Annotated in this window: 30 protein-coding genes and 1 pseudogene; 6 read left to right on the forward strand and 25 right to left on the reverse strand. The window is 42.9% G+C overall.

Annotation, left to right across the window (positions count from 1 at the left end; genetic code table 11):
• Position 1 precedes the first annotated feature (1 nt).
• The 8 genes and pseudogenes from EFK13_RS10910 to cgeC form a co-directional block, all read right to left on the reverse strand.
• On the reverse strand, positions 2–655 hold the full coding sequence (locus EFK13_RS10910; RefSeq protein ID WP_129505417.1) for a 3-oxoacid CoA-transferase subunit B: 654 nt from the start codon (positions 653–655) through the stop codon (positions 2–4).
• Positions 640–1,329: a CoA transferase subunit A gene (locus tag EFK13_RS10915; RefSeq protein ID WP_129505416.1), complete on the reverse strand. Its 690-nt coding sequence runs from the start codon at positions 1,327–1,329 to the stop codon at positions 640–642. The genes EFK13_RS10910 and EFK13_RS10915 overlap by 16 nt, the downstream gene beginning before the upstream one ends.
• A 17-nt stretch (positions 1,330–1,346) precedes the next feature.
• Positions 1,347–2,669, reverse strand: a complete 1,323-nt coding sequence (locus EFK13_RS10920) for an aspartate aminotransferase family protein (protein ID WP_129505415.1) — start codon at positions 2,667–2,669, stop codon at positions 1,347–1,349.
• Positions 2,650–2,806 (reverse strand): annotated as a pseudogene (locus EFK13_RS10925) (hypothetical protein). The gene EFK13_RS10920 and the pseudogene EFK13_RS10925 overlap by 20 nt, the downstream one beginning before the upstream one ends.
• On the reverse strand, positions 2,800–3,033 hold the full coding sequence (locus EFK13_RS21245) for a YjcZ family sporulation protein (protein ID WP_129505414.1): 234 nt from the start codon (positions 3,031–3,033) through the stop codon (positions 2,800–2,802). The pseudogene EFK13_RS10925 and the gene EFK13_RS21245 overlap by 7 nt, the downstream one beginning before the upstream one ends.
• Positions 2,993–3,772, reverse strand: coding sequence for a spore maturation N-acetyltransferase CgeE (cgeE, locus tag EFK13_RS10935; protein ID WP_129505413.1), 780 nt, complete (start codon positions 3,770–3,772; stop codon positions 2,993–2,995). The genes EFK13_RS21245 and cgeE overlap by 41 nt, the downstream gene beginning before the upstream one ends.
• A gap of 13 nt (positions 3,773–3,785) precedes the next feature.
• Positions 3,786–5,081, reverse strand: a complete 1,296-nt coding sequence (gene cgeD, locus EFK13_RS10940; protein WP_129505412.1) for a spore maturation glycosyltransferase CgeD — start codon at positions 5,079–5,081, stop codon at positions 3,786–3,788.
• 64 nt (positions 5,082–5,145) lie between these two features.
• The gene (gene cgeC / locus EFK13_RS10945) at positions 5,146–5,451 is read right to left on the reverse strand and encodes a spore maturation protein CgeC (protein ID WP_129505411.1); all 306 of its coding nucleotides are present in this window, start codon (positions 5,449–5,451) and stop codon (positions 5,146–5,148) included.
• 197 nt (positions 5,452–5,648) lie between these two features.
• Between cgeC and cgeA the strand changes: the two genes are divergently transcribed.
• Positions 5,649–6,041 (forward strand): spore crust protein CgeA, encoded by a 393-nt coding sequence (cgeA, locus tag EFK13_RS10950; protein WP_129505410.1) that lies wholly within the window; start codon positions 5,649–5,651, stop codon positions 6,039–6,041.
• 6 nt (positions 6,042–6,047) lie between these two features.
• Positions 6,048–7,001 (forward strand): spore maturation protein CgeB, encoded by a 954-nt coding sequence (gene cgeB / locus EFK13_RS10955; RefSeq protein WP_129505409.1) that lies wholly within the window; start codon positions 6,048–6,050, stop codon positions 6,999–7,001.
• Positions 7,002–7,071: 70 nt separating this feature from the next.
• Here the strand turns inward: cgeB and EFK13_RS10960 are convergent, their stop codons facing one another.
• Complete coding sequence (locus tag EFK13_RS10960; RefSeq protein WP_129505408.1) at positions 7,072–8,220, reverse strand: phytase; 1,149 nt, start codon at positions 8,218–8,220, stop codon at positions 7,072–7,074.
• 370 nt (positions 8,221–8,590) lie between these two features.
• On the opposite strand from EFK13_RS10960, the gene EFK13_RS10965 reads away from it, so the two are divergent.
• Positions 8,591–9,616 (forward strand): SDR family NAD(P)-dependent oxidoreductase, encoded by a 1,026-nt coding sequence (locus tag EFK13_RS10965; protein ID WP_129505407.1) that lies wholly within the window; start codon positions 8,591–8,593, stop codon positions 9,614–9,616.
• Positions 9,617–9,659: 43 nt separating this feature from the next.
• Here the strand turns inward: EFK13_RS10965 and msrB are convergent, their stop codons facing one another.
• Together msrB and msrA are read right to left on the reverse strand one after the other, a co-directional pair.
• Positions 9,660–10,094, reverse strand: a complete 435-nt coding sequence (gene msrB / locus EFK13_RS10970) for a peptide-methionine (R)-S-oxide reductase MsrB (protein ID WP_129505406.1) — start codon at positions 10,092–10,094, stop codon at positions 9,660–9,662.
• Positions 10,095–10,628, reverse strand: a complete 534-nt coding sequence (gene msrA / locus EFK13_RS10975) for a peptide-methionine (S)-S-oxide reductase MsrA (RefSeq protein WP_129505405.1) — start codon at positions 10,626–10,628, stop codon at positions 10,095–10,097.
• 131 nt (positions 10,629–10,759) lie between these two features.
• Here msrA and EFK13_RS10980 point away from each other — a divergent pair, with 131 nt between their 5' ends.
• Positions 10,760–11,185 (forward strand): MarR family transcriptional regulator, encoded by a 426-nt coding sequence (locus EFK13_RS10980; RefSeq protein ID WP_003241533.1) that lies wholly within the window; start codon positions 10,760–10,762, stop codon positions 11,183–11,185.
• 51 nt (positions 11,186–11,236) lie between these two features.
• Here EFK13_RS10980 and EFK13_RS10985 read toward each other — a convergent pair whose 3' ends face one another.
• The 7 genes from EFK13_RS10985 to ilvA all read right to left on the reverse strand — a co-directional run bounded on the left by EFK13_RS10985 (position 11,237) and on the right by ilvA (position 16,611).
• Complete coding sequence (locus tag EFK13_RS10985) at positions 11,237–12,574, reverse strand: MATE family efflux transporter (RefSeq protein ID WP_129505404.1); 1,338 nt, start codon at positions 12,572–12,574, stop codon at positions 11,237–11,239.
• A 70-nt stretch (positions 12,575–12,644) separates the two neighbouring features.
• A complete protein-coding gene (ypmT, locus tag EFK13_RS10990; RefSeq protein ID WP_064814549.1) occupies positions 12,645–12,839 on the reverse strand; it encodes a protein YpmT in 195 nt (64 codons plus the stop codon).
• Positions 12,840–12,851: 12 nt separating this feature from the next.
• On the reverse strand, positions 12,852–13,418 hold the full coding sequence (locus tag EFK13_RS10995) for a YpmS family protein (RefSeq protein WP_129505403.1): 567 nt from the start codon (positions 13,416–13,418) through the stop codon (positions 12,852–12,854).
• Between the two features lie 9 nt (positions 13,419–13,427).
• On the reverse strand, positions 13,428–14,195 hold the full coding sequence (locus tag EFK13_RS11000) for an SGNH/GDSL hydrolase family protein (RefSeq protein WP_129505402.1): 768 nt from the start codon (positions 14,193–14,195) through the stop codon (positions 13,428–13,430).
• Positions 14,196–14,272: 77 nt separating this feature from the next.
• Positions 14,273–14,854: an SCO family protein gene (locus EFK13_RS11005; protein WP_129505401.1), complete on the reverse strand. Its 582-nt coding sequence runs from the start codon at positions 14,852–14,854 to the stop codon at positions 14,273–14,275.
• Positions 14,855–15,004: 150 nt separating this feature from the next.
• Positions 15,005–15,256: a DUF2535 family protein gene (locus EFK13_RS11010; RefSeq protein ID WP_129505400.1), complete on the reverse strand. Its 252-nt coding sequence runs from the start codon at positions 15,254–15,256 to the stop codon at positions 15,005–15,007.
• 86 nt (positions 15,257–15,342) lie between these two features.
• A complete protein-coding gene (ilvA, locus tag EFK13_RS11015) occupies positions 15,343–16,611 on the reverse strand; it encodes a threonine ammonia-lyase IlvA (RefSeq protein ID WP_129505399.1) in 1,269 nt (422 codons plus the stop codon).
• Between the two features lie 248 nt (positions 16,612–16,859).
• On the opposite strand from ilvA, the gene EFK13_RS11020 reads away from it, so the two are divergent.
• Positions 16,860–17,855 carry a sigma 54-interacting transcriptional regulator gene (locus tag EFK13_RS11020; protein ID WP_129505398.1) on the forward strand — a complete coding sequence of 332 codons (996 nt, stop codon included), beginning with the start codon at positions 16,860–16,862 and terminating at the stop codon, positions 17,853–17,855.
• Positions 17,856–17,875: 20 nt separating this feature from the next.
• Entirely contained in the window at positions 17,876–18,517 is a 642-nt protein-coding gene (trhA, locus tag EFK13_RS11025) for a PAQR family membrane homeostasis protein TrhA (RefSeq protein WP_129505397.1), read from the forward strand.
• Positions 18,518–18,549: 32 nt separating this feature from the next.
• Here the strand turns inward: trhA and EFK13_RS11030 are convergent, their stop codons facing one another.
• The 7 genes from EFK13_RS11030 to brxA all read right to left on the reverse strand — a co-directional run bounded on the left by EFK13_RS11030 (position 18,550) and on the right by brxA (position 23,239).
• The gene (locus EFK13_RS11030) at positions 18,550–19,170 is read right to left on the reverse strand and encodes a 1-acyl-sn-glycerol-3-phosphate acyltransferase (RefSeq protein WP_129505396.1); all 621 of its coding nucleotides are present in this window, start codon (positions 19,168–19,170) and stop codon (positions 18,550–18,552) included.
• A complete protein-coding gene (gene dfrA, locus EFK13_RS11035) occupies positions 19,171–19,677 on the reverse strand; it encodes a dihydrofolate reductase DfrA (RefSeq protein WP_129505395.1) in 507 nt (168 codons plus the stop codon).
• Positions 19,674–20,468 carry a thymidylate synthase gene (locus tag EFK13_RS11040; RefSeq protein WP_129505394.1) on the reverse strand — a complete coding sequence of 265 codons (795 nt, stop codon included), beginning with the start codon at positions 20,466–20,468 and terminating at the stop codon, positions 19,674–19,676. The genes dfrA and EFK13_RS11040 overlap by 4 nt, the downstream gene beginning before the upstream one ends.
• Positions 20,469–20,551: 83 nt before the next feature.
• A complete protein-coding gene (locus EFK13_RS11045) occupies positions 20,552–21,085 on the reverse strand; it encodes a phosphatidylglycerophosphatase A family protein (RefSeq protein ID WP_075750682.1) in 534 nt (177 codons plus the stop codon).
• 17 nt (positions 21,086–21,102) lie between these two features.
• Positions 21,103–21,717, reverse strand: a complete 615-nt coding sequence (locus tag EFK13_RS11050) for a YpjP family protein (RefSeq protein WP_129505393.1) — start codon at positions 21,715–21,717, stop codon at positions 21,103–21,105.
• 260 nt (positions 21,718–21,977) lie between these two features.
• Positions 21,978–22,763, reverse strand: coding sequence for a class I SAM-dependent methyltransferase (locus EFK13_RS11055; protein ID WP_129505392.1), 786 nt, complete (start codon positions 22,761–22,763; stop codon positions 21,978–21,980).
• A gap of 41 nt (positions 22,764–22,804) precedes the next feature.
• On the reverse strand, positions 22,805–23,239 hold the full coding sequence (gene brxA, locus EFK13_RS11060; protein ID WP_064814535.1) for a bacilliredoxin BrxA: 435 nt from the start codon (positions 23,237–23,239) through the stop codon (positions 22,805–22,807).
• Positions 23,240–23,317 lie beyond the last annotated feature (78 nt).

Raw genomic sequence — 23,317 nt, forward strand, 5'->3', positions numbered from 1 at the left:
TTTAAGAAAAAGGCATATCTATTTTGATTTCAGCTTCAGTCAGCCTCGTCACCTCATCGATTGTCGAGCCATTCATCAGCTCTTTTAAAATAAAGTGATGGCCGTCGACCTCAAGAACCGCTTTTTCAGTAATGATCAAATCTACACAGCCTGCTGCAGTTAACGGAAGCGTGCATGTTTCCGTTAATTTAGGCCTTCCCTTTTGATCAGTATGACTCATGACGACAACCACTTTTTTCGCTTTTTGGGCCAGTTCCATCGCGCCGCCCATGCCCGGCACCTTTTTTCCCGGGACAAGCCAATTTGCCAAATCGCCTGACTGGCTAACCTGCAGGGCGCCTAAAATGGTAATGTCAATTTTGCCTCTTCTGATCATCGCAAAAGACATCGTTGTATCAAAATAAGACGCCCCTTTTACAGCTCGGACAGGATATCCCGCAGCGTTGCATAAATGTTCATCCTCTTCTCCCTTGTCAGGGCTTTCGCCAATGCCAAGCACACCGTTTTCCGCCTGAAACATGACCTGCATATCAGCCGGCAAAAAGTTCGGCACCAAAGATGGGATGCCGATACCGAGATTCACAATCATGCCCGGTTTGATTTCAGAAGCGGCCCGCTTTGCGATCTGTTCTCTCTCTGCTACTCCCAAGCCCATTTCCACTTCACTCCTTCGCTTCTCACAACCCCCTCGACAAAAACCCCCGGTGTGACAATCATTTCTTCGGAGATTTCTCCCATCGTGACAATGCGCTCAGCTTCGGCAAAGGTTCTCCTGGCGGCCATTGCCATAAGCGGATTCATATTGCGCGCTGTTTTGTTATACGTTAAATTGCCGAATTCATCGGCAATGTGCGCATTGATGAAAGCAAAATCTGCTGTCAGCGCCTCTTCAACCAAGTATCGCTTCCCCGCCACAGACACGATGTCCTTCTTTTCACAAACCATTTGATTATCAATACCGACGTCGGTTAAAATGCCGCCGAGCCCCGAGCCGCCGGCGCGAATTCTTTCTGCAAGCGTTCCCTGCGGTGAAAATTGAACCTCTAACGTCCCGTCTGTCATCTGTTTTCCGGCTACAGGATTGGAACCGATATGCGATGCGATCAAGGTTTTGACTCGTTGATTGACAATAAGCGGGCCGATCCCTATTTCCGGGAAACCGGCATCATTGCAAATGACCGTTAAATCTTTTATACCGCTGTCCAAAATAGCTTCAATGAATGAAGGAGGCGACCCAACTCCCCCAAAACCGCCAAACATCAGGACCGATCCGTCCTGAACATCCGCAATTGCGGTTTCGATGCTGATTGTTTTTTGAAATGGCGCCATTTGATTTCAATCCTTTTTCATTTTTTTTCAACCGCTGCAATTGTTTCTGAAAAAATAGATATAAGTTCTTCAATTTCACCATCAGAAATCGTAAAAGGAGGAGCAATAATAACAGCATCTCCTTCCCCGCTGTCTATTCCCGCTTTGGCAGGATATACAATCAGCCCGCGTTTTTTCGCCTCGCCGACAATAAGCTGGGTAACCGCCTGCTCTGGCGGAAAAACTTCCTTCGTTTTCTTGTCTGCTACAAATTCAACGCCTAATAGCAGACCTTTTCCGCGCACATCACCTATGATCTTGCTTTGAGACGCTGCCTCAATAAGCTTCTTCTTCAGCACAGTCCCCTTTTTTTCTGATTGTTTGATCAAGCCGTGCTTTAACACATACCGCAAAACTTCAAGAGCGGCTTTGGCTGAATAAGGATGTGCACTATATGTGTGGCCGCTCATAATCACACCTGATCCTTGTTTTATCGTTTCAATAATAGAATGAGATACAACGGCAGCGGCAATAGGCGCATAACCGGCGCCGAGGCCTTTCCCTAGTACAGCAATATCAGGAACAGTGTGCCAATGCTCTGTCGCGAGCATTCTTCCTGTTCTTCCAAGCCCTGTCATCACCTCGTCTGCAATAAAGAGCACATCGTGTGTGCGGCATACCTCACTTAATCTTTCATAATATCCCGGAGGCGGGGTGATCGCTGCTCCTGCGGCTCCAATAATGGGCTCAGCCACAAAGCCGGCGATAAATTGGCTTCCAATTCTTTTGATCGCAGTTTCCAGTTCATCAGCGGCAGTCTGAACAAAGTCTTCTTCCGTTTCATGATTCCGCCGATAGCCATCAGGAGCTGAAATAGCTGGATACCGCTCAATCAGATGGGTGAACCGGTATCTCCTTTCATAAAAACCAGATAATGAAAGCGCTCCCAAAGTTATTCCGTGGTAACTGCTCCATCGAGACAAAAAGATGGATTTTTGTGTTTGCTTTTTTTCCTGCCAATACTGAATGGCGATTTTCATAGCTGTTTCTATCGCTTCTGATCCGCTGTTGACAAAAAAAGACCAATTCAGGTCCCCCGGCAGCCTCTGTGCCAAGAGAGCGGCTAATTGCTCAGCAGGCTCGCTCGTAAACTGTGAGCGATAAGCAAAAGACACCTGATCAAGCTGTTCTTTCAGCTTCTCAGTCACTTCACGAACCCCGTGGCCGATATTGCATGTCACCGCACCTGATGAGCCGTCAAGATATTTTTTTCCGGTCTGATCGTAAACATATGAACCCTTTGCATAACTGACCACCGGATACGCCGAACTAAGCTCCGGCTTAATCAAATAACTGCTCATGCTCCCACCTCAAAAACCCTTTTGATACATTGTATGAGTGTCCAAATTGCGGCATGACGTTCCCCGCAAAAACTTTTTCACACAAAAAAGAGCCTTCCATAATGGAAAGGCTCTTTTTGAATTTCAACATCTAGCAAATGAAAGCGGCTCCGACAATAATTAATAAAATGAACAAGACAACAATCAATACAAACGTATTTGTTCCGCAGCCAAAACCGTAACCGTATCCAGGGTATCTATACATGCTGTTTTCATCCTTTCTTATCACGATATACGGCATTTTATGCGGGCCAAGTCCCAAATGGTTTGTGCAAACGCCTATTTCATGTAAGGAAATAATGAAAAACAGTATGCATCCGTTCATGTTTTTTAAATGTCAGCTTTTCGTAAAAATGGGTTGCGCCGTCAGTGCTTGTAGCCACTAAATAGGCTGCTTCCATGCCTAGTGATTTGGCGATGGACAGCATTTCTTTCACTAAAATACTGCCATAGCCCTTCCTTTGAAACTGATCCAAAATGGCCACTTCTTCGATTTTAGCCGTTTTCTCTTGCGGATGAATGAACAGCTCGCCGCACCCAATGGGAATCTTCTGTGTCTCGTCGCTGTAACAAACAACAAGGACGATCGTACCCGCTTCGTAAAAAGGATATTTTCTTTTTAATTTTTGTTCAGCGATCGCTTCTCCAATATAGATGGAATCGTAAATTTTCATAATAGACGAACCGTCACTAAGGCTTTTTGCCGTCCCCCACGCCGTTAACGGATGTCCCGCCTGCCCTTTCCAATCGCTAAGCTTCATGTCATATAAGAGTTCATCCTCGACGACAAACCCGCTTTTAACAAGCGATTGCTTCAAACCGAGCTGAAAAACATGCTGCGGCGAAGCTTTTAAATGAAGATAATTCGCATCAAGCAGCTTTGGTACGGATGGCAAAAAGTCCAGTAACCGCTCCAACGGAAACGCATCATGGAGCTGAACAAAGTTATGAGAAAAAATTTGCGGAAGCTTAGGATCTCTATAAACGCTGTAATGATCAAACGATGCCGATTCAGACGTTAACAATATATATTGATGTTCCGTTTTTGAATAATGTCCTGTCATGAACGTCTCCTTTTTATGACCTATACCTTTCATCAGTTGCAATATTCAATTTCTTTATAATCTCATCGTACACCGGATAAAACGGCTTTCCAATTGGAAATTGCTGAATATTTCGGAAAGAAGCGGGGATTGGCTTATGATGTAAAAAGAACTTCCTTGCGACTTGTTCACTCATCGGGTGAAAGACACCGTTTAGAAATAAAAACGGCTCGCGTTCTATGAAAAACAGCCTTCGTCCAGGTGGATTTTCGATCAAGCCAGATCGGTCCCGCGTAATTGGCAGCCCTTCCGGCAGCGCCTCCAGTTCTTCTTTTTCAAGTGTCACTATGTCTTTTCTTTTAAATTGATAAAACTGAAAAGCATACTGATCGACTATCCGCCTTTTTTTTCCGGCTTCGATATAAAATATTGCGGGATGGTCAGCTTCCTTTACTAAAACGTAATTCGGAATGTTCAAAAATTTCCCGATTCTATATTGGAATAGATATGGATCTGGAACAGCCACAGTGCGGTTTAGATACAAAGAACCCCATCTTTCCCCGACAGGACGCCTTACACCCTGATCAAGAAAATACACGTTTTGATCAGAACCCTTTACAAAGGAGCCGTCAATCAAATCGGCGGGCAGAAACCGATATGCGTTTTGAAAAGAATCGGGAGTTTTATAGGTTGTATCTAATACTTCATTTATCGGCAGAAACGGGGCAAAGTTGTTGATCCTTGCCCAAAAAATTGAGTCCCCATGATTCCAATGCTTCATATCATCATCCCAATAGCTTCCATATTTATCATGAATACGATCAAGTAACGAACGTCGATGCATAACTGAGCAATGATCAACTTGAAAAGCAGCCTGCTCAAGCACTGCATTGGCATTTCTATAGAAATAGGAGATTTCCTCTCCCCTTTCGTTGACATGTACAACTTTTTGTTTTGAATAGACAGCCTGTGCCTCAGGTTTATCTGAAAACGTCTGCACCATACGGGTCAGCCGCTCAGGATGATAAACAGTGTCATCGGTGAGATAGGAAATGTAATCGCCGTCAGTAAATGGGAGCGCGGCATTAATTAATGTTGCATAACGGGTTGTTTTTAATCGTTCTGCAGGATGTATGCAACTGTTTTGATAACGAATGCGCCGGTCATGAAGGTACTTGTGAATCACAGCAGTTGTTTCTTCATTAGAATGATCATCCATGATAAAAAGCTCCCAGAGATCATGCGTTTGCTTCATGACGCTTTCAATCGCGTTTTGCAGATAATCAGGTTTGTTGTAGCTTGTTAAAATAATAGACACTTTCTCTCCCATCTATTCAGCCCCCTATCGTCAAACATAAAAACGGCTCCGCAGCAAGCAGAGCCTCTGTCATCATTTAAAAAGCACCCCAGCTTACAATACTTGAGAGTGCGACATTAGATCTCGTGTTATTTAACGGGTTTTGAAAAATAACCAAATCAGTCAGAACCTCTTTTACGATGACGTTTTGAAGAGTATTTCCATTCGACAGATGAACTGCCGAAACCGGTACGCCAAGCTCTTTTGCAAACACGAGCTGGCGTCTGAGATCAGATGGATTTCCTTCAGAAGATGATTGACGTATGAGCAAAATCAGCAAAAGCAGAATAAAATGCAGTTCATCTTGATTTTCTTCTTGATTTACGTGTTTCTCTAAATCCAAACAATCCCTCTCCCTTATCCTTATACTCTGTTTCACAATATGAATTGACTCCAATTGATGGTATAGGCTATGTCCACTCTTTTAAAAAATCAGCATTTTCCTTAAAAATAGATCAGGTACGGCGTTCGACTCATACCAAATAGCGGCCAGAGGAATATGATTAACGTGAGTTCAATATTGGATAGGAGGTGTATGTAATGAGCTCTGAAAACGCACAGTTGAAAAAGGATTTGATTAAAACTCTTTTAAGCCCTTTATTTCCAACTGCAACAGAAGGAGGAGAAAATGTGGATAACCAACTTAAAGACTTGCTTGAAGCTGCCATCGATCAAAAAGTAGATGAAAGTGAAATGATTACGGCTGAATCTACTTCCCTTCCGGCAAGATGGATTTTCGCCAGAATTACGCCAGGCACTACAATCAGCATTGTGACTGATTCCGGTGACATGATCGGGCCGGTTGTGTTCGTTGCTTTCGATCAAGTTCACGGTATCGTATTTGTCACACAGGAAAGCTCCGTCACACCGGCAGGTCAAGCTACAACATTAATTGATGTAGACAAAGTAGAAAGCGTTACATTCTTTTCATAACACCTGATGAAAGTTTTGTATATCCAGTCGGGATACGGAGGAATATACAGTTATTTTGACCGCTGGGCTGAGGATTGTTTTCGGCGCACTCATACAGACTACATGTGCGCAGACAAACCGGAGGCAGAATCTCTGGCGAAGATTGAAGCGTTTCAGCCTGACTTCGCCCTCATGATGGTTGGAGACCGCGTTCCTCACGACTGGCTGGCCTGGTTAAAGGGTAAGGGTATCCCCGTGTATGTTTGGCTGACTGAAGACCCATTTTATATTGATATTAGTCTTCAGGTGATAAAACACGCTGACGTAATATTAACGATTGAACAAAATGCCGCTCTCTATTATCGGGAGCTTGGCTGCCAGCACGTCCATTATACTCCGATTCCAGTTAATCACCGGCTGTTTAAAAAAATGGATACAGAACATTCTTTTCATTCAAATCTGCTTATCATCGGCTATCCTTACCCTAATCGGGTTCAGCTAATGAAAGAAGCGGTACATCTGCCTTACACGGTTCGAGTCATCGGAACGGAATGGAGAAAATATTTGCCTAAAAAAGTGCTCAAGCAGCCGCATATCGATGTCGTCAGCACATGGGTTCCGCCCGAACAGGCCGCTCATTATTATAATGGGGCAGACATCGTAATCAATGCGCATCGGCCTTATCATTTCGCTTTCAACAAAAATCATATCCGCATCAAAAATGCCAGTTTTAATAACCGAACGTTTGATATCGCTGCATGCGAAGCATTTCAATTAACAGATTTACCCGCGGCCCATCCTTTTTCATCCTTTATTTCTTATCACAGCATCAACGACTTTAAGGAAAAAGCCGCTTTCTATATCAACCATCCTGAGGAACGGCAGCAAGCTGCGGCATCGAATTACAAAGAGACCGTACCCGCAAATACGTTTGATGAGCTTCCTGCAAAACTCAAGGCGATTCATCTGGCGCTTACTTGAAAAATCGTTCATTGTTATGAACGATTTTTTCATTCATAGAAAAAAGCAGCTGATCGAGCTGCTTTCTTTTCTAGCCGTCAGAACGGTCCTTCAGCTTTCTCGGATTCACCTGTTTATGAAGATCAGGCTTTCCGCCAAGATGCTGTGCAATCTGCTCCCACGACACTATTTTGAAGTTTTGATTTACTGCTTGTCCATTGTCAATATTTTCGCCATCCTGCGCCACAAAAATCCCGTACGGATATTTTGGGCCAAGCCCGAAACCGAGAACATCAATTCCATCCGTGTCACTAGTACCATCTATATTCTCTCCATCTGTAATGTCAAAGTTGGCTATATATCGGTTGCTTCCCTGCCTTTCATACATTGCGTAGCTGTTATTTCCTTGACTTGAGGCCATGAGATATCCTTTGCCGTCTGGTGCATAATAGATCGTCAGTCCTTCAATATCAGCTGTCAAATGGTCTCCTGTCGCACGGTCGACAGCCTGACTCTTTGATCCTCCGCCTGGCTCAGCATTAAATTTCCAAATGCCCACATCTTCCTCTGCTATATACAAGTTCCCGTACTCATCATCCGCAACAAGGCCTTCAGTCTGAGAATTCAGCTTAAATTGACGCACTTTTTTCCCTGTCACATAACCCTTTCCATTATCAACAATTTCATATTGCTCAAATTCTCCTTGTTTGCCTGTCACGAATGCATAAAATGCTCCTGTTTTCTGGCTATGATATAGGCTGAATCCGTAAACCTCGGAAATATCAGTGGAAATAGGATGTTTAGGGTCAGTAATGCTTTTTAATTTTCCTTTATCCCCGTCTATGGCATATACTTCGATTGTGTTCTTTCCTTCAGACCGGTTGGAGGCGGCAGCAATATCAATTTTTTCTCCGTTCAATGGAAAATCATAACGCAGATCGACATTATTGAGCTTGCCAAACTCGAAAGAATGAAGCTGTTTGCCGTCCAAATCATACACGACGAGCCCCGACTTCTTATTTGTCGTAATCAACTTGCTTTTTTCCGGATGCTTTTCATTGAGCCAAATGGCCGGGTCATCTGCTGCGTCATCGCCGGAAGTGACAGGATCTGTCTCCGTCTGCGCCGTCACTTTAAAATGATGTTCCGCATTCACATGATGAGCCGACACCGAGTTTGTTGTCAGGCTAAGCAATAAACCAGCGGCAGTGCTTAGCAGCATTGTTTTTGTAACCTTCATTTGGTACCCTCCTTATTATCACTATCACTCTCTATTGTAAAATATATACAGGTTTTTAACTGTGAGGAAAATGAATCTTTTTTTAAAGTTTTTCTTACTCATAAACCACTTTTGTTTACATGGTACGTGGGATGGCTTTATCAGATTTGTTTTTGGGGCGCGAAATAAAATTTATAGTGAAAATTTAGTACATTGTTTATTTAGTTAGATTATTCCTTGATTGCGTCTATTTTTCCATTTTCTATTAAAAAGGAACACTTTGTGACATGCTCATTTCCCTAAATTTTGTTTTATTGGTTGCTTTCATTAACTCGAATACAAAATTGAACATATGATGCATGGTAGAGAAACGAGAGTTGGAGGATAAGCCATGCCTAAACAGCACACAGCAGAACTAAAACCATTTTTCCATAACAAAACAGTTTTAGTCACTGGCGGAACGGGTTCAATCGGGAGTCAAATTGTCAAACGCCTTTTGCTGCTTACACCCAAACAGGTAATTGTATTCAGCAAAGACGACAGTAAACAGTATGTCATGAGTCAAAAGTATGCGGAGGATAAGCGGCTTTTATTTGTACTCGGAGATGTGCGTGATCACAGAAGGGTGAATCAGGTGATGAAAGGCGTCGATATCGTCTTTCACGCGGCTGCACTGAAACAGGTTCCGACATGTGAAGATCATCCATTTGAAGCCATACAGACCAATCTCATCGGCGGACAGAATGTGGTGGAGGCCGCCCTTTTACATCGAGTGCAGCATGTTATCAACATTAGTACAGATAAAGCTGTATCTCCAGTGAACACAATGGGTGCCACCAAGCTGTTATCTGAAAAGCTGTTTCATCAAGCAAACCGCCACGTTCAAAACAGAGGAACCGTATTTTGTTCGGTCCGCTTCGGAAATGTTCTCGGCTCAAGAGGTTCGGTCATTCCTATTTTATTTGAACAAATGATGGAAGGCGAACCATTGACCATCACAGACAAGAACATGACCAGATTTTTCATGTCAATAGACGATGCGGCTACACTGACATTGCAATCAGCTGCTATTACAAAAGGCGGAGAAACCTTTATTTTTAAAATGGAATCACTGAAACTTGAAGAACTGATTCATGGATTTGAAGAATATGCATCGCAGCACGGGCTCCCGCGGCCGGCAGCAGTAGAAGTCGGCAAGCGTCCAGGTGAAAAGCTTCACGAAGAACTAACATCCCCTCATGAAATTGAATCACTGTATGAATGGGGCAACCTTTATGCCATCCTTCCAGAGCCGGAAAAACATCCTGATTTTCGCAGAGTCAACCTTCCAGGGTATCAATCGGATCAAGCCCCTCTCATTACAAAAGACAGAATTGCCCAGATTATCGAAGAATTGCATCAAGAAAAAAAGGCATAAAAACAAGCCTGTCTATCCATTAGGCAGGCTTGTTTTTTTTGTTTTATTTATCAAAAAGATGCAGATAGCTTTCGTAGCCTTCTTCTTTTAGCTTATCCTTCGGCACAAACCGCAGCGCCGCTGAATTTATGCAGTAACGAAGCCCGCTTGGCCCCGGTCCGTCATTAAATACATGACCAAGATGTGAATCAGCAGTACGGCTTCTTACTTCTGTGCGAATCATGCCGTGGGTTGTGTCTAGCTTTTCTTCCACTTCTTTTTCTTCAATCGGTTTTGTAAAACTTGGCCAGCCGCAGTGGGAATCAAATTTATCTTTGGATGTAAACAATGGCTTGCCTGACACAATGTCGACATACAGCCCTTCTTCCTTATGATCCCAATATTCATTTTGAAACGGCGGCTCCGTGCCGTTATTTTGTGTCACCTCATATTGCATGCGGTTTAGTGACTTGATTTTTTCTTCTTTATTGTATGACATTTATTTCGTCCCCCAATGCTCGCTGATAAATCCGGCACGTCCAGAACCTGTCCGGTAACGCTGATAATGTCCTGGATTCTTTTTATAAAAATGCTGATGGTAGTCTTCCGCTTCATAGAAAGGTTCAGCTTTTAAAATGTCCGTTACAATCGGATCTTTAAAGACGCCGCTCTCTTCCAAGCGCTGTTTAGAAGCGTCTGCAAGCTCCTTTTGTTTATCATTATGATAAAAAATGGCTGCTCGGTAGGAACTGCCGCGATCAGCAAACTGGCCGCCGGCATCTGTCGGATCGATTTGCTGCCAAAATAATTCAAGCAGCTTTTCATAAGGGTACACATCAGGATCAAACGTGATTTGAACGGCTTCACGATGTCCTGTCGTTTCACTGCACACCTCTTCATACGTAGGGTTTTCAGTATGGCCGCCTGTATACCCGGACACCACTTTTTCAATTCCCGGCTGTTCGTCGAAAGGTTTAACCATACACCAAAAACAGCCTCCAGCAAATGTGGCGATTTCTTTTTTTTCAGACATACTGATGCCTCCTTTGTTAATACGTGGTATTATTATATTATAGCATGTAAAAATAGAATGAAAATGATTCTGCTTTTCAATAAAATCTATAGTTTTTAAGCAATATGCTTATGTAATGGAGGTTCACAAATTTGAAAGTTAGAACACAAATGATGTACGATATGGAAACTTTACTCCGTAAAGTCTTTAAACAAATACGCAATGAAATCAATGAAATTCTAGATAAAGAGCTGTCACGGAATGAATTTACCATTCTGCGCATCCTCAGTGAGCAAGGGCCTAAAAAAGTAACCGAATTTGCGCCTATTTTAGAAGTATCGGCAAGCCACATTACGGCTGTGACTGATGCGCTGGTAGAAAAGGAATGGATTACGAGAATCAGATCGAAGGAAGACAGACGCATCATCCGCATTCATATCACTGAAGCGGGCGAAAAGGTCCTTCAGCATTTCAACGAGAAAAAAACGGAATATTTCTTTAAACGCTTTGACTGCTACAGTGATGCCGAACTTGCTTCATTAATCGAGCTCTTCAGCAAACTTGATAAAAAACGGTGAAAAAAAGCACATACCGCTATATATGGGTATGTGCTTTTCGCAGCGCTTCACTTATTTTTCAGTAAACAGTTTCATTGTTTTCCAGCGGCCGTATCTGTAATACAAAAATGCCGCACAGCTACTTAATAAAAAACTCATTCCGATTCCGAGCCCGATTCCTTTCTGTCCAAGCCAAGCTGAAAATAGAGCCGTGAACGGATATCTCAAAACCCAAAACGATATCAAATTTAAAACCAGCACCTGCAGCATCGCTCCCGCCGCTCTGACGATTCCGTTTAGTACGAAATTAATTCCGATAAAAGGATAGAAAAAAGCGATCCATCGCAAATATTGTTCACCAAACGCAACAGCATCAGGCTCGCTGATAAATAACCTCATGAGGTATTTACCAAATACCCAAATCATCACGGCAATCACCATCATGCAAGAAATAACAGCCATCACACCCAGTCTCGCAATCGTCCCCACTCTTTTATAGTTTCCGATTCCGATATTTTGCCCTGCCATACTGTTGACCGCTGTACCGGCAGCCATAGCAGGAAGCGTGATGATGCTGTCAAGCCGCTGCACCGCGCCGAAGCCTGATACTACGTGCTCCCCGTATGAGTTGACAACACTCATAATCGCCATCATTCCGCCTGTAATCACCATCATCTGAAGACCGGCTGGAATCCCGAGTTTTAAAATCAGCGCGGACTCTTCCCACTTGGGCACTCTCGGAATAGAAAAAGGCACAAACTTATGTTTAATGACATAAAACAATCCATACAGAAATGCAATACCTTGTGACAAAATCGTCGAATAAGCAGCTCCCGCTATTCCCATGCGGAACACAGAAATAAAGAGCGGTGCCAACACTGTATTCAGCACAACGGCAAACGCTATAAACCGAAGTGGTGTCTTGCTGTCGCCGAGCGCCCGAAGCACCGTACTGATAAAGTTATAACCAAACAAAAATAAAATGCCGATAAATTGAATCTGTAAATAGCTCTCAGCTAGCGGTATCATCGACTCCGGCGTTTTTAGAAGGCGAAGCAAAAGCTCTGACAGAAAAAAACCGGCTGCGCCGAATCCGATGCTCAAACCTGTTAATAAAACAACAAAAGCGTTAATATACGACGCCATTCCTTTTTCATCATCTTTCCCCTTCTGCTGCGACAAAATCGTTAACGTCGCATTGTTTAGGCCTAGAATAAAAGACAGCACGGTTAATACAATCGTACTTGAAACCGCGGCTGCCCCAAGGGCCTTTGCCCCAAGTAAATTGCCGACCCACAGACTGTCTATAAATTGAAAGGAAACCTGCAATGCGTTTCCGAGCATAATCGGCGTTGAAAACAGCACAAGCTGTTTCAGCACGTTCCCCTGTGTAAAATCGTATGCTTTCATTTTTTCTCCTTGTGTTCTCAAATTTTCGTCGGACCACATGAAAAAAGAGACGTGTTTCATGTCTCTTTTTTCACGGTTTATCGGTTTTTTTCCGGTCTCTCATACCGAATGTAAACACCATCACACTTAGAAACAAGGCACAATAGGAAATGTTCAAGTACATTTGATCCATATCTTCAGCGGCAAGATGATGATAAGCAAGCCAGCCGAAATACAGGGAAAATGTAAAGGATAATAAACTGAAATACTGGTAAACCCGTTTCATTTTCAGTCACCTCTATTGTTTAGGATGGTAATAGGAAAACTCAATGTCATCTTTTTCTAAATTGATTTTATCCGCTTTGACGTACATTCCATTCGTTAAAGGCATTTCTGAAAGGCGCACTTCAATGCTTTTATCGCCGGGATGAACGTGGACAAACGATGGCAATTCGTAAAAGCTGTCCATATAATTTAACACAAAGCTAATTGGTATACTCAATTTCCCTAACGAAAATTTCGTAACATTCAGCTCTACATCACCATTTTTTTTCACGGTCGGTTCAAAAGCGACAAACGCATCAATTGACGTGGAAAAAGCCTTGATTTTCCCTGCTACATGAACATCATCATCAATCTCTACTTTATAATCAAGCTTGTTTGATGCTTTGTCGTTTAAATATGAGTTGACAAACGCAGCTAATGATTCTTTTGTGCTTGTCACTTGAAATCCATACTCGCTCTCATCAGATGAATCCTTCACCTGGGCCTGTTCTCCCGGCAGCACAACAAGTGCCACAAACCCAGCGGCGAGGACGATATTGATTGCAAGCAATATAAAAAACAGTCGCTTCCACTTATTCATGATGTCACCCTACTCTTTCGGTAATCCTTCTTTTTTAATGGCTTGATAGACGCGCTTCGCGATGAGGGAATAACCCGTACCATTAGGATGAAAATCATCTTCCTCAGATATTCGGCTGCTGTCACTTTTTTGATTGAACAAGTCTTCGATATAAATGATTTTTGCATGTTTATCTTTTTTCAGCTCTTTTTCAGCAATATGGTTCCAATCAGTGACGACTCCGTTTATTTCATTTAATTCAGATAACGTAAACGTAAACGGATTATACATGCTGACATAAATCAGCTCAGCATGATCATTCAGCCCCCGGATTTCAGAAATGATTTTTTTAAAACGCTTTTCGTACGGCTTTTCCGCTTCCTGAAACGGCTCAACGGTTAATTGCAGAAAGTTTTGGCGAAGGACTTTCATCAAATCATTACCGCCAATTGTAAAAAAGACATAATCTGCGTCCTTTATGCCTTTTTGAACCTTTTTATCTTTTAGTTTCTCTAATAAATCATCCGAACGGTTCCCTTTCACGGCATAATTTTTTACATCTACCGTTTTGACTTGTTTATCTGACCGGATAGAATCCGCCACCATGCCGACATATCCCTTTTTTTGGGGATCTCCGACACCTTCTGTCAGCGAATCTCCGACAGCCGCAATGACAATGTGCTCTTTCGTTTTCGGTTCATGTGCTTTATGTTTTCCCTCAGATGCTGTACGTATGCTCGTACAAGCAGTAAGAAGCAAAATCAAACTGGCCATGAGTGAAAAAATGCGCAGCTTCAATCTTGTTGCTCCTTCCCATTCTACTAGTGGAAAGTGTATCATGTTTTAGGAGATTTGCAAATGCCTAGTCTTCTAGCTTACTTGAGTGTACCGGCTGATTTCACATCGGCGATGATATCATCGTACGGTGTATTTTCCACTCCATTATAATCTTTCAGCACCTTGCCGTTCGGGCCTATCAAATAAAAAGAAGACTGATGAATGACTTGGTCCTGTCCCTCAGGTTTCTTCACAATCGCCTTAAAGCTCTTAAGCGCGAACTCTTCAATCTCACTCTGACTGTATCCCGTTAGAAAATCCCAGTTATCAAAAGATAATGGATAATTTGCAGCAAATTTCTTCAGCTGTTTCGGGTTATCGTTTTCTGGATCAACACTAAACGATACGATGCGGACATCTATCTTCTCGGCTTCCAGTTTCTTTTGCAGATCAGTCATATGAGCGGTCATCGGCGGACATACAGTCTCACAATTGGTAAAAATAAAATCCGCCAGCCATACTTCTCCCTTTAAACTCTCTAAAGAAACGTTCTTGCCGTCTTGATTTTGAAATGTAAAAGGCTCCACCTCGTAATTGAGCGGGTCTTTAATCTGTTGTCCTCCGCAGGCGCACAACAGCAGAAAAAACAGCCCTGCCGTTAAACCTTTGATCACCTTCATGACATTCACCCTTTCCAGCCAGCATTAAAACGCTTTCTAAAACCATCCTTACCTGCTCGTCCCATGTTTGTATTCGATACCGGGCAAAAAAATCCTGCATGCCTCCCAATCAACGATTACAAAGGGAGCCATGCAGGTATAAACGGCATTTTACGCGTTGTGCTTTAACACCTCTTGATGAAAAACAGCCTGATAATCTGCCCATTTCATCCGGCGCTTCATAAATTGTCGGAAAGAATACACTTTTGCCCTGCTGTTTGATGAAAACACTTCTTTTAAGTAGAATTGCAAATGGTGATGTAACATAAAGAAATAGTGCTCATCTTCCTTTAATACAGGTATTTCTGTCACTTTTACCTGAATCCCGTCACTGCGTTTGAACTCTAGGCTTTTGAGTAACAAGCTATCAATCCTCTTTTTTCGTTTTTCTTCTATTATATACAATGCCGGCCGGGCTGTCTGTCATTTTACGCGGTTGTGTAAAAAAATTAGATCAGCAAATGGAACAAATCCTCATCCTTATTCACCTCTACATAATGAAACGGTTTTCTGTTCATTCGTTCAATCAGCGGCCCATAGTCGGCCTTGTTCTGCAGCTCGATGCCGACAAGAGCAGGTCCATTGCTTTTATTATTTTTCTTCGTATATTCAAATCTTGTAATGTCATCATTAGGCCCCAGCACTTCGTCAAGAAATTCGCGGAGCGCCCCCGCCCTTTGCGGAAAATTGACGATAAAATAATGCTGAAGTCCTTCAAAAATCAAGGACCGCTCCTTCATTTCCTGCATTCTTCCGATATCGTTATTGCCCCCGCTGACCACACACACCACATTTTTGCCTTTAATTTCATCCTTGTACAAATCAAGCGCTGCGACAGAAAGAGCTCCAGCCGGTTCAGCAACAATCGCACATTCGTTATATAATTCAAGAATGGATGTACATACTTTTCCTTCAGGCACAAGGAGAATGTCATCAACGACCGTTTCCAGCGTTCGAAACGTTTCCTCGCCAATTTTTTTAACGGCTGCCCCATCTACAAATTTATCAATTTTATCAAGTGTGACGACATGCCCAGCTTTGTTTGATTCAAAATAGGATGCCGCCCCCTCCGGCTCAACAGCAATTACCTTTGTATCAGGCGACACATTTTTCAAATATGTGCCTACCCCTGAGAGAAGGCCGCCTCCCCCGACACTCGCAAAAAGAAAATGCGGTTCTGTATCAATGTCGTTTAAGATCTCGACCGCCAGCGTTCCCTGTCCGGCCATCACATCCGGATCATCGAACGGATGGATAAACGTCCGGGATTCAGCCTCACAGCATTCAACAGCACTTTTATACGCATCGTCAAACGTATCACCTGTCAAAATAATATCGATAAATCCTTTTCCGAACAGTTCAACTTGAGATACTTTTTGTCTAGGCGTTGTAGATGGCATAAATATTTTCCCGTGAATGCCAAGATGTTTACACGAGAACGCCACGCCTTGAGCGTGGTTTCCGGCACTTGCGCACACAACTCCATTCTCAGTCTGCTCGCTGGAAAGCTGTTTGATTTTATGATAAGCCCCTCTGAGCTTAAAAGATCTGACAACTTGCAAGTCTTCACGTTTTAAATAGATATTGCATTCATATCTCTCAGAAAGTCTGTCATTCCTCTGCAAAGGTGTGTGAATCACAACGTCCTTCACGTTTTGATGAGCCTTCAAAATGTCTTTCACTTGAATGAGAGAGTTTTCTTTAAGCAACGGTTTCATGTACAGATTCCTTTCTTGTTTTAAATCCCTATTTAATATGCCATTATAACATGAATATTCAAAAAATAAGACAATTATTTTTATTTAATAATTAAAAAAATACAGACTACATCCTCCATTTCTTGTGGTAACATCTGTTTCACCATTATCCTGCAAACCTAAGAAAAAAAGATAATCGCAAATAAAGGGTGTTTTCAGCCAAAAGGCATGATATAATAAAACCAATTAGAACCAAAAGGAGCCAATTGATGAATACCGAACCAATACCTAACACATTTCAACATCTAATCGGAGAACATCAAACCTTCCTGGAAGCAAAGCGAATCGCCAAGCAATTCTCACTATCGGAGCTTCCTGTCTTGATAACAGGAAAAATCGGAACAGGCAAAAATCATTTCGCCTATGCGATACACCAGGAATCTTCGAGAAGCAATGAATCATTTATCAGCATCAATTGCAGCACTCATTCGGAAGAAAGCCTTATGCATGAGCTTTTTGGCCCTAACGGAAACTCAGGCGCTTTTCAAAAAACGGCACGAGGAACTCTTTTTCTTGATGAAGTATGGCGCATGCCGGCTTCTGTACAAGCTCAGCTGTTAAAAGCGCTTGATTCAGACACGGAGAAACCGCGAATGATCTGTGCTTCTGCAGACGGATGCGCGGAACATACCTTCAGGCAAGACTTATTTTACAGGCTGAACATTTTAACGCTCACACTGCCCGAATTGTCTGAACGTAAAAGCGATATACCGCTTTTGACACAGTATTTTCTCTCAAATTCCAGTCAGCAATTGTTAATCGATCCCTCAGTCTTTCCGATCCTTGAGCAGCATACATTTGAAGGCAATGTCAGGGAATTAAAAAACGCTGCAGATTATATGGCGGCAGTATCAAGCGGGGGAACGATTCACCTACATGACCTGCCTCCATACATTAGAGGGGCGATAGACGGAAAAACGTCGAAGAAAAAAGCGAAACTGCTGACTTTAATGGAAAAGGCTGAGTTTTTGTTTATTCTGGAAACAATAAAAGTATTAAACGAAAAAGGAGAGCCTGCCAGCAGACGGATTATTTCTGAACACAGCAAAAATACCCAAACCTCGTTAACTCCGCAGCAGGTCAGAAGCCGACTCGATTATTTGGAGAAAAAAGATTATGTCACAAAAAGCCGCGGACGTGCCGGAACTAAAATTACTTTAGAGGGCTTGAACTTTTTAGAAACATTGAAAGATCAAATGATCTAGCGATCGAAAGGAGAATGCGCTTGTTTACAATCAAAGAAGAGATTGCCAATGCGATTACACACGGCATCGGTGTGCTCTTGTCCATACCTGCATTAGTGTTTCTGATCATATTTGCGGCCCATTACGGGTCCTCATGGGACATTATCAGCTTTACGATATTCGGTGTCTCTATGCTGCTGTTATATTTGAGCTCCACGCTGCTTCACAGTATCACGCATAAAAAGACGAAGGATATTTTGGAGATTATTGATCATAGCGCCATTTACATTCTGATCGCCGGAACCTACACGCCTTTTTTGCTAGGGCCGCTCAAAGGCACGCTCGGCTATACCCTGCTGGTTATCGTATGGTCTCTTGCTCTAGGCGGAATCGTTTTTAAAATTTTCTTCGTGAAACGCTTTATCTTATTGTCAACCTTGGTGTATTTGATCATGGGGTGGCTGATGATTATCGCGGTTAAACCTTTATATGCTTCGCTAAGCGGACCGGGATTCAGCCTCCTATTACTCGGCGGCATTTTATACTCTGTCGGAACCATCTTTTACATTTGGAAAAAGATCCCCTTCCATCACGCTATTTGGCACAGCTTTGTACTAGGCGGAAGCGCTGCAATGTTTTTCTGTGTGCTGTTTTATTGTGTGAAGGTGCCGTTTATTTCGTAATAGAAAAGCGCAGTCTTAAAGACTGCGCTTTTTTATGCACGTAATTGTTTTTCATGTGCAGGTATATAAGCTTTTGAAAAGGACAATTCAATGTCTGCTGGTTTTAAGCGTTTAAGAAACGATCCTTTTTGCAGGTCATCTGTTCCTTTCGTTTCCACCATCACCAATGGAAGATGATAGCGGGCCGCAAGTTCAACAGGATCTATAGAATCATCTAATGAAAGAATCAGGCTTTGTCCTTTTTCCAGCTGTTTCGTCACATCTTCATATACCTTTTCTGAATTGCCGTCTGATATCACATCCATACGATCCAGCCATTGCCTGATAAAAGGCAAGCGAAATACCCTTGGATTGACAATAAAGCCGGCCGGTTCCTCAATATATCCAGCAATTAAGGCCAGTTCAGCTAACCGCAAACGGGGGTGCGCATACAAGACAGGACCGGGCGGTATTGGCTCAGGCTGATGGATCGTCACAACTGATCCGGTGATGCCGATACAGCCTTCCAAAAACGCCTTTGGCTGCTCGTAGACAAGAGTCATCTGTTTTTTGTATGACAGACGGGGATCGAGCATCCTTTGATTACATAATTGTTTCATATTTTTTAACAGCATATACACAATATAAACCACTAGCAAGCTGTAGCGAACCAATTAAAATCCTCCCGTTTCAGAAGAATTCTTTTTTTCATACATCAGAAATTCATAATCATACGGATTTTTTTCGTCCTTGATCCCCTGCTCAGAAGAAACCAGCTTCCAATTGGTTTCATCAAATTCAGGGAAGTGTCGGTCACCCTCAAACTCGTGATGAATTTTCGTCATATACAGCCTGTCCGCATAAGGAAACAGTGCTGTATAGAGCTGAGCCCCTCCAATCACAAAGCATTCCTCAGAGCCTGAACAAATGTCCAGCACTTCCTTTAACGAACTGACAACCGTACATCCCGGAAATGTCGAAGCCGGTTCTGATGTGACGACAATATTCCTCCGATTTGGCAGCGGACGCCCAATTGATTCAAATGTTTTTCGGCCCATAATGATTGAATGGCCCGATGTTACTTTTTTAAAGTATGCTAGATCATTGGGCAAATGCCACGGCAAATCATTGTCTTTGCCGATAAGCCTGTTGGCATCCATTGCAAAAATAAACGAAATCATACGCTGACAGCCCCTTTAATATGAGGATGCGGATCATAATCCTCGATGATAAAGTCCTCAAAAGCAAAGTTGAAGATAGAATCAACCTCTCTGGCAAAACGAAGCTTCGGAAGCGGGCGAACGTCTCTTGTCAGCTGCAAATTAACCTGTTCAATATGATTTTGATAAATATGGACATCGCCGAATGTATGAATAAATTCGCCCGGTTCAAGCCCAGTCACATGAGCAAGCATCATGGTTAGCAGGGCATAAGAAGCAATGTTAAACGGCACACCGAGGAAAACATCGGCAGAGCGCTGATACAGCTGACAGGACAGCTTGCCATCAGACACGTAGAATTGAAACAGGCAATGGCACGGCGGCAATGCCATGTTATCAATTTCAGCAACATTCCAGGCGCTCACGATTAAGCGTCTTGAGTTCGGATTTGTCTTAATATCTTCAATAAGACGAGAAATTTGATCAACAGTTTCTCCGTCAGCTCCCCGCCAAGAACGCCATTGCGAGCCGTATACAGGTCCGAGTTCGCCATTTTCATCAGCCCACTCATTCCAGATCCGCACTCCGTTTTCCTGCAGATAGCGTACATTGGTATCCCCTTTTAAAAACCAAAGCAGTTCATGGGCAATTGATGTAAAGTGGAGTTTTTTTGTGGTCAGCATCGGAAAGCCTTCCTGTAAATTAAATCTCATTTGATATCCGAAGGTGCTGATTGTTCCGGTCCCTGTCCGGTCTCCCTTTTTTTCGCCATGCTCTAAAACATGCCTGCACAAATCCTTATACTGTTTCATTTTTTTCATCCTTTAAAAGTAGTCTTCTAGTAGTGTAACACAATAAAAAATCATTTCTGAACCCAGAAATGATTTTTTTATAGTCAGCTGATGACAGGCTTTTGATCCTGTTCTTTTTCTTCATCTTGCAGATCCTGATGCGTATGGGCAATTCTGCTCGCCGCCGCTGCCGCAAGTGCTGCCACAATATCATCCAAAAAGGTGTGAATACCGTCCGGACTTTCATCAAGCTCCTTAATAATGCCAATCTTCTCTTTATCCAAATAACCGAAGTTGGTCAAGCCGATCGACCCGTACACATTAACGATTGAAAGAGGGATAATTTCATCTATGCCGTAAAGCGGTTCATCCGTTTCAACAAGGTGCTGCAGCGGTTCAGGAAGGAGTTTCTGCTCAGCAAGCTGATCAAGCGCAAGGCCTGTCAGAACAGCGTGAATAATTTCACGTTTGTTCAGCACTTTTTCTACATTCTCCATGCATACACTGAGCGGCAAATTTGGATTGTATTTTTCCTGAAGTTTTTGAACAATCCGCGCAATATCTTCTATCATAACGCCGCGTTTGTTAAGCATATCTTTTGTGATATCAACCATTTCATTCATCGTGTACTTTTTCATGTCTAATGGCATCTCCTTTACGCACTCATCCAGTTGGGAGGCGTGTTGCGGTCCCAGTAAATGCTTCCAAGCTCATGATGTGATTGAAATCCATCTTCTGCTGTATGATAGTGAAAATTAAACCAGTAGCCGTCATGAGGCGGGTGGTCTCTGCGCACGTGGAATCTAATGAGATCTTCTCCAGTCGTCCGATTGTAAACGTTGAAAATTTTTTCCGTTTTGCCCGCTGAAGGCATGCTTGAGATCACAACATCTTGATACGCCTCATCATCTTGCAATGTCGCTAAATAATCACTGATCACATTTTCGATTTTCGGCAGGATCTCTTTCCGATAGTCATCCTCAATAACTGGAGCGATTTTGCTGCCGAATTTCAAAAAGGACTGATCCTCAGCACTGTCAAGGAGCTGTTCCTTGTACGATTGAAAAAGCAGTTCAGGGTCCCGCCTGTTTTCCGACTCATAATCATCGTACAGGTCATGCTCATCATAAAAAGCGGTGTAATCATTCTGCTCAAGACTGCTCGGCTGTCCGGAGGGTTTGTCTGCCATAAGAGCAGCCGGAGGAGATACGAGCCCGAATGTTACAATGGTAAATAAAACCACAAGGGTCTTTCTCATCCACAATTTCATGACTGCTTATTCCTCTCTATTTTATTGTCATGTTTCACTTATTTTAGCACACCCGAAACCTGCAAGTCATGTACTATATGGATACTGATATGCAAATTAGGAGATTCGTTGCTTTGCGGTTTATGTAAAAACGCTTACAATATTCTTTGAAAGGAGGCTTTCCGCATGATTGACGCTCTGTTTGCCACAGTTTCACTTTTAACATTGTTATACTTTGTCGTCATGGAAGTCACCGATTAACAAAAAGCCCGTGATAGCAATCACGGGCTTGTTTTGCTTGCGGCTTGCATGACGCCATAATGAAACAGTGCTGTTTTTCTTTTCATGACGTTAAAACCAAACTGTTCAAATCGCGGGCTTTTCCAGTGGTCTTTTAGCACCACGCTTTTTCTGGCAGCGCGCACAGCTTCTTTGATACACCCTTCGTGCAAAACTGAATCCTCTGCCAAATCCCGTAAAGGCGCGATGCCGTCAGACGCCTCTACAGGCTCATGAAACATTGGGTCGAAATAAACCACATCAACAGAGTTGTCAGGAAGCTTCCTAATGTACTCAAAACAATCCCCATGCTTCACTTGGATTCTTCTCATTGCAGCATGAAGCTCTTCTATGCCCGTTTCCCATGAATGCAGTCCTGTCTTCACCAGAACGGACACAAGATGGTTCTTTTCAATTCCAATCACAGAACCCGTATCGCCTACTGCCATACTTGCGATAATGGCATCCGAACCCAGACCGAGTGTGCAATCTAAAAACGTGTCTCCTTCCGATAAACCAGCTGCCCGAAGCATCGGTTCTTGCTCACCCCGTATGAAGCGTTTGGCTCTGAACATCGCTGTATTCGGATGAAAAAAGAATTTGGCTCCTTGTTTCGTATAAAGTTCAAACCGCTCTTTGCCGACCACAAGCAAATCACGTTCAGCTGTCTTCAGCAGATTTTCAACCGTTTGTTTATTTCGGCCGCAATATGGCATATTCAGCTCTTTAGAAAGCTGCTTTGCGATTTTTATAGTGTGTTCAGATGGTCTATAGCTTGTTGTTATCATCTTCTGTTCTCCCAAAAAGAAAATGCCCGGATAACGGGCATTTAGCAGTGTGCGTCGAAGGCAGCGGTCAAATTTTTCATAATCTCTTCCATATCGTGTCCTTCAATTTCATGACGCGGAATAAAATGTACAACTTCTTTGCCTTTCAAAAGAGCCATTGACGGTGAAGAAGGCTCCTGGCCAGTAAAATACTCACGCATTTTTGCAGTAGCTTCTTTATCTTGGCCTGCAAATACAGTCACCGTATTATCAGGTGATTTGTCATGCTGGAGAACTGCCTGTGTTGCCGCAGGTCGCGCAAGGCCTGCCGCGCAGCCGCACACAGAGTTAACGACTACAAGAGTTGTGCCCTCTGCCTTTTCCATAAAGTTTTCTACTTCTTCCGCCGTTGTTAATTCTTCAAAACCTGCTCCAGTCAGCTCGCGGCGCATTGGTACGACAAGCTGGCGCATGTATTCTTCATAAGCCATTGACATAAAAAAAGCCCCCTCTATTATCCTTCATCTGAAGTAAAGGATACTATAGAGAGGGCCGGATTTCAAATGTTCACAACT

It is taken from the genome of Bacillus cabrialesii, assembly GCF_004124315.2.
GTDB lineage: Bacteria > Bacillota > Bacilli > Bacillales > Bacillaceae > Bacillus > Bacillus cabrialesii.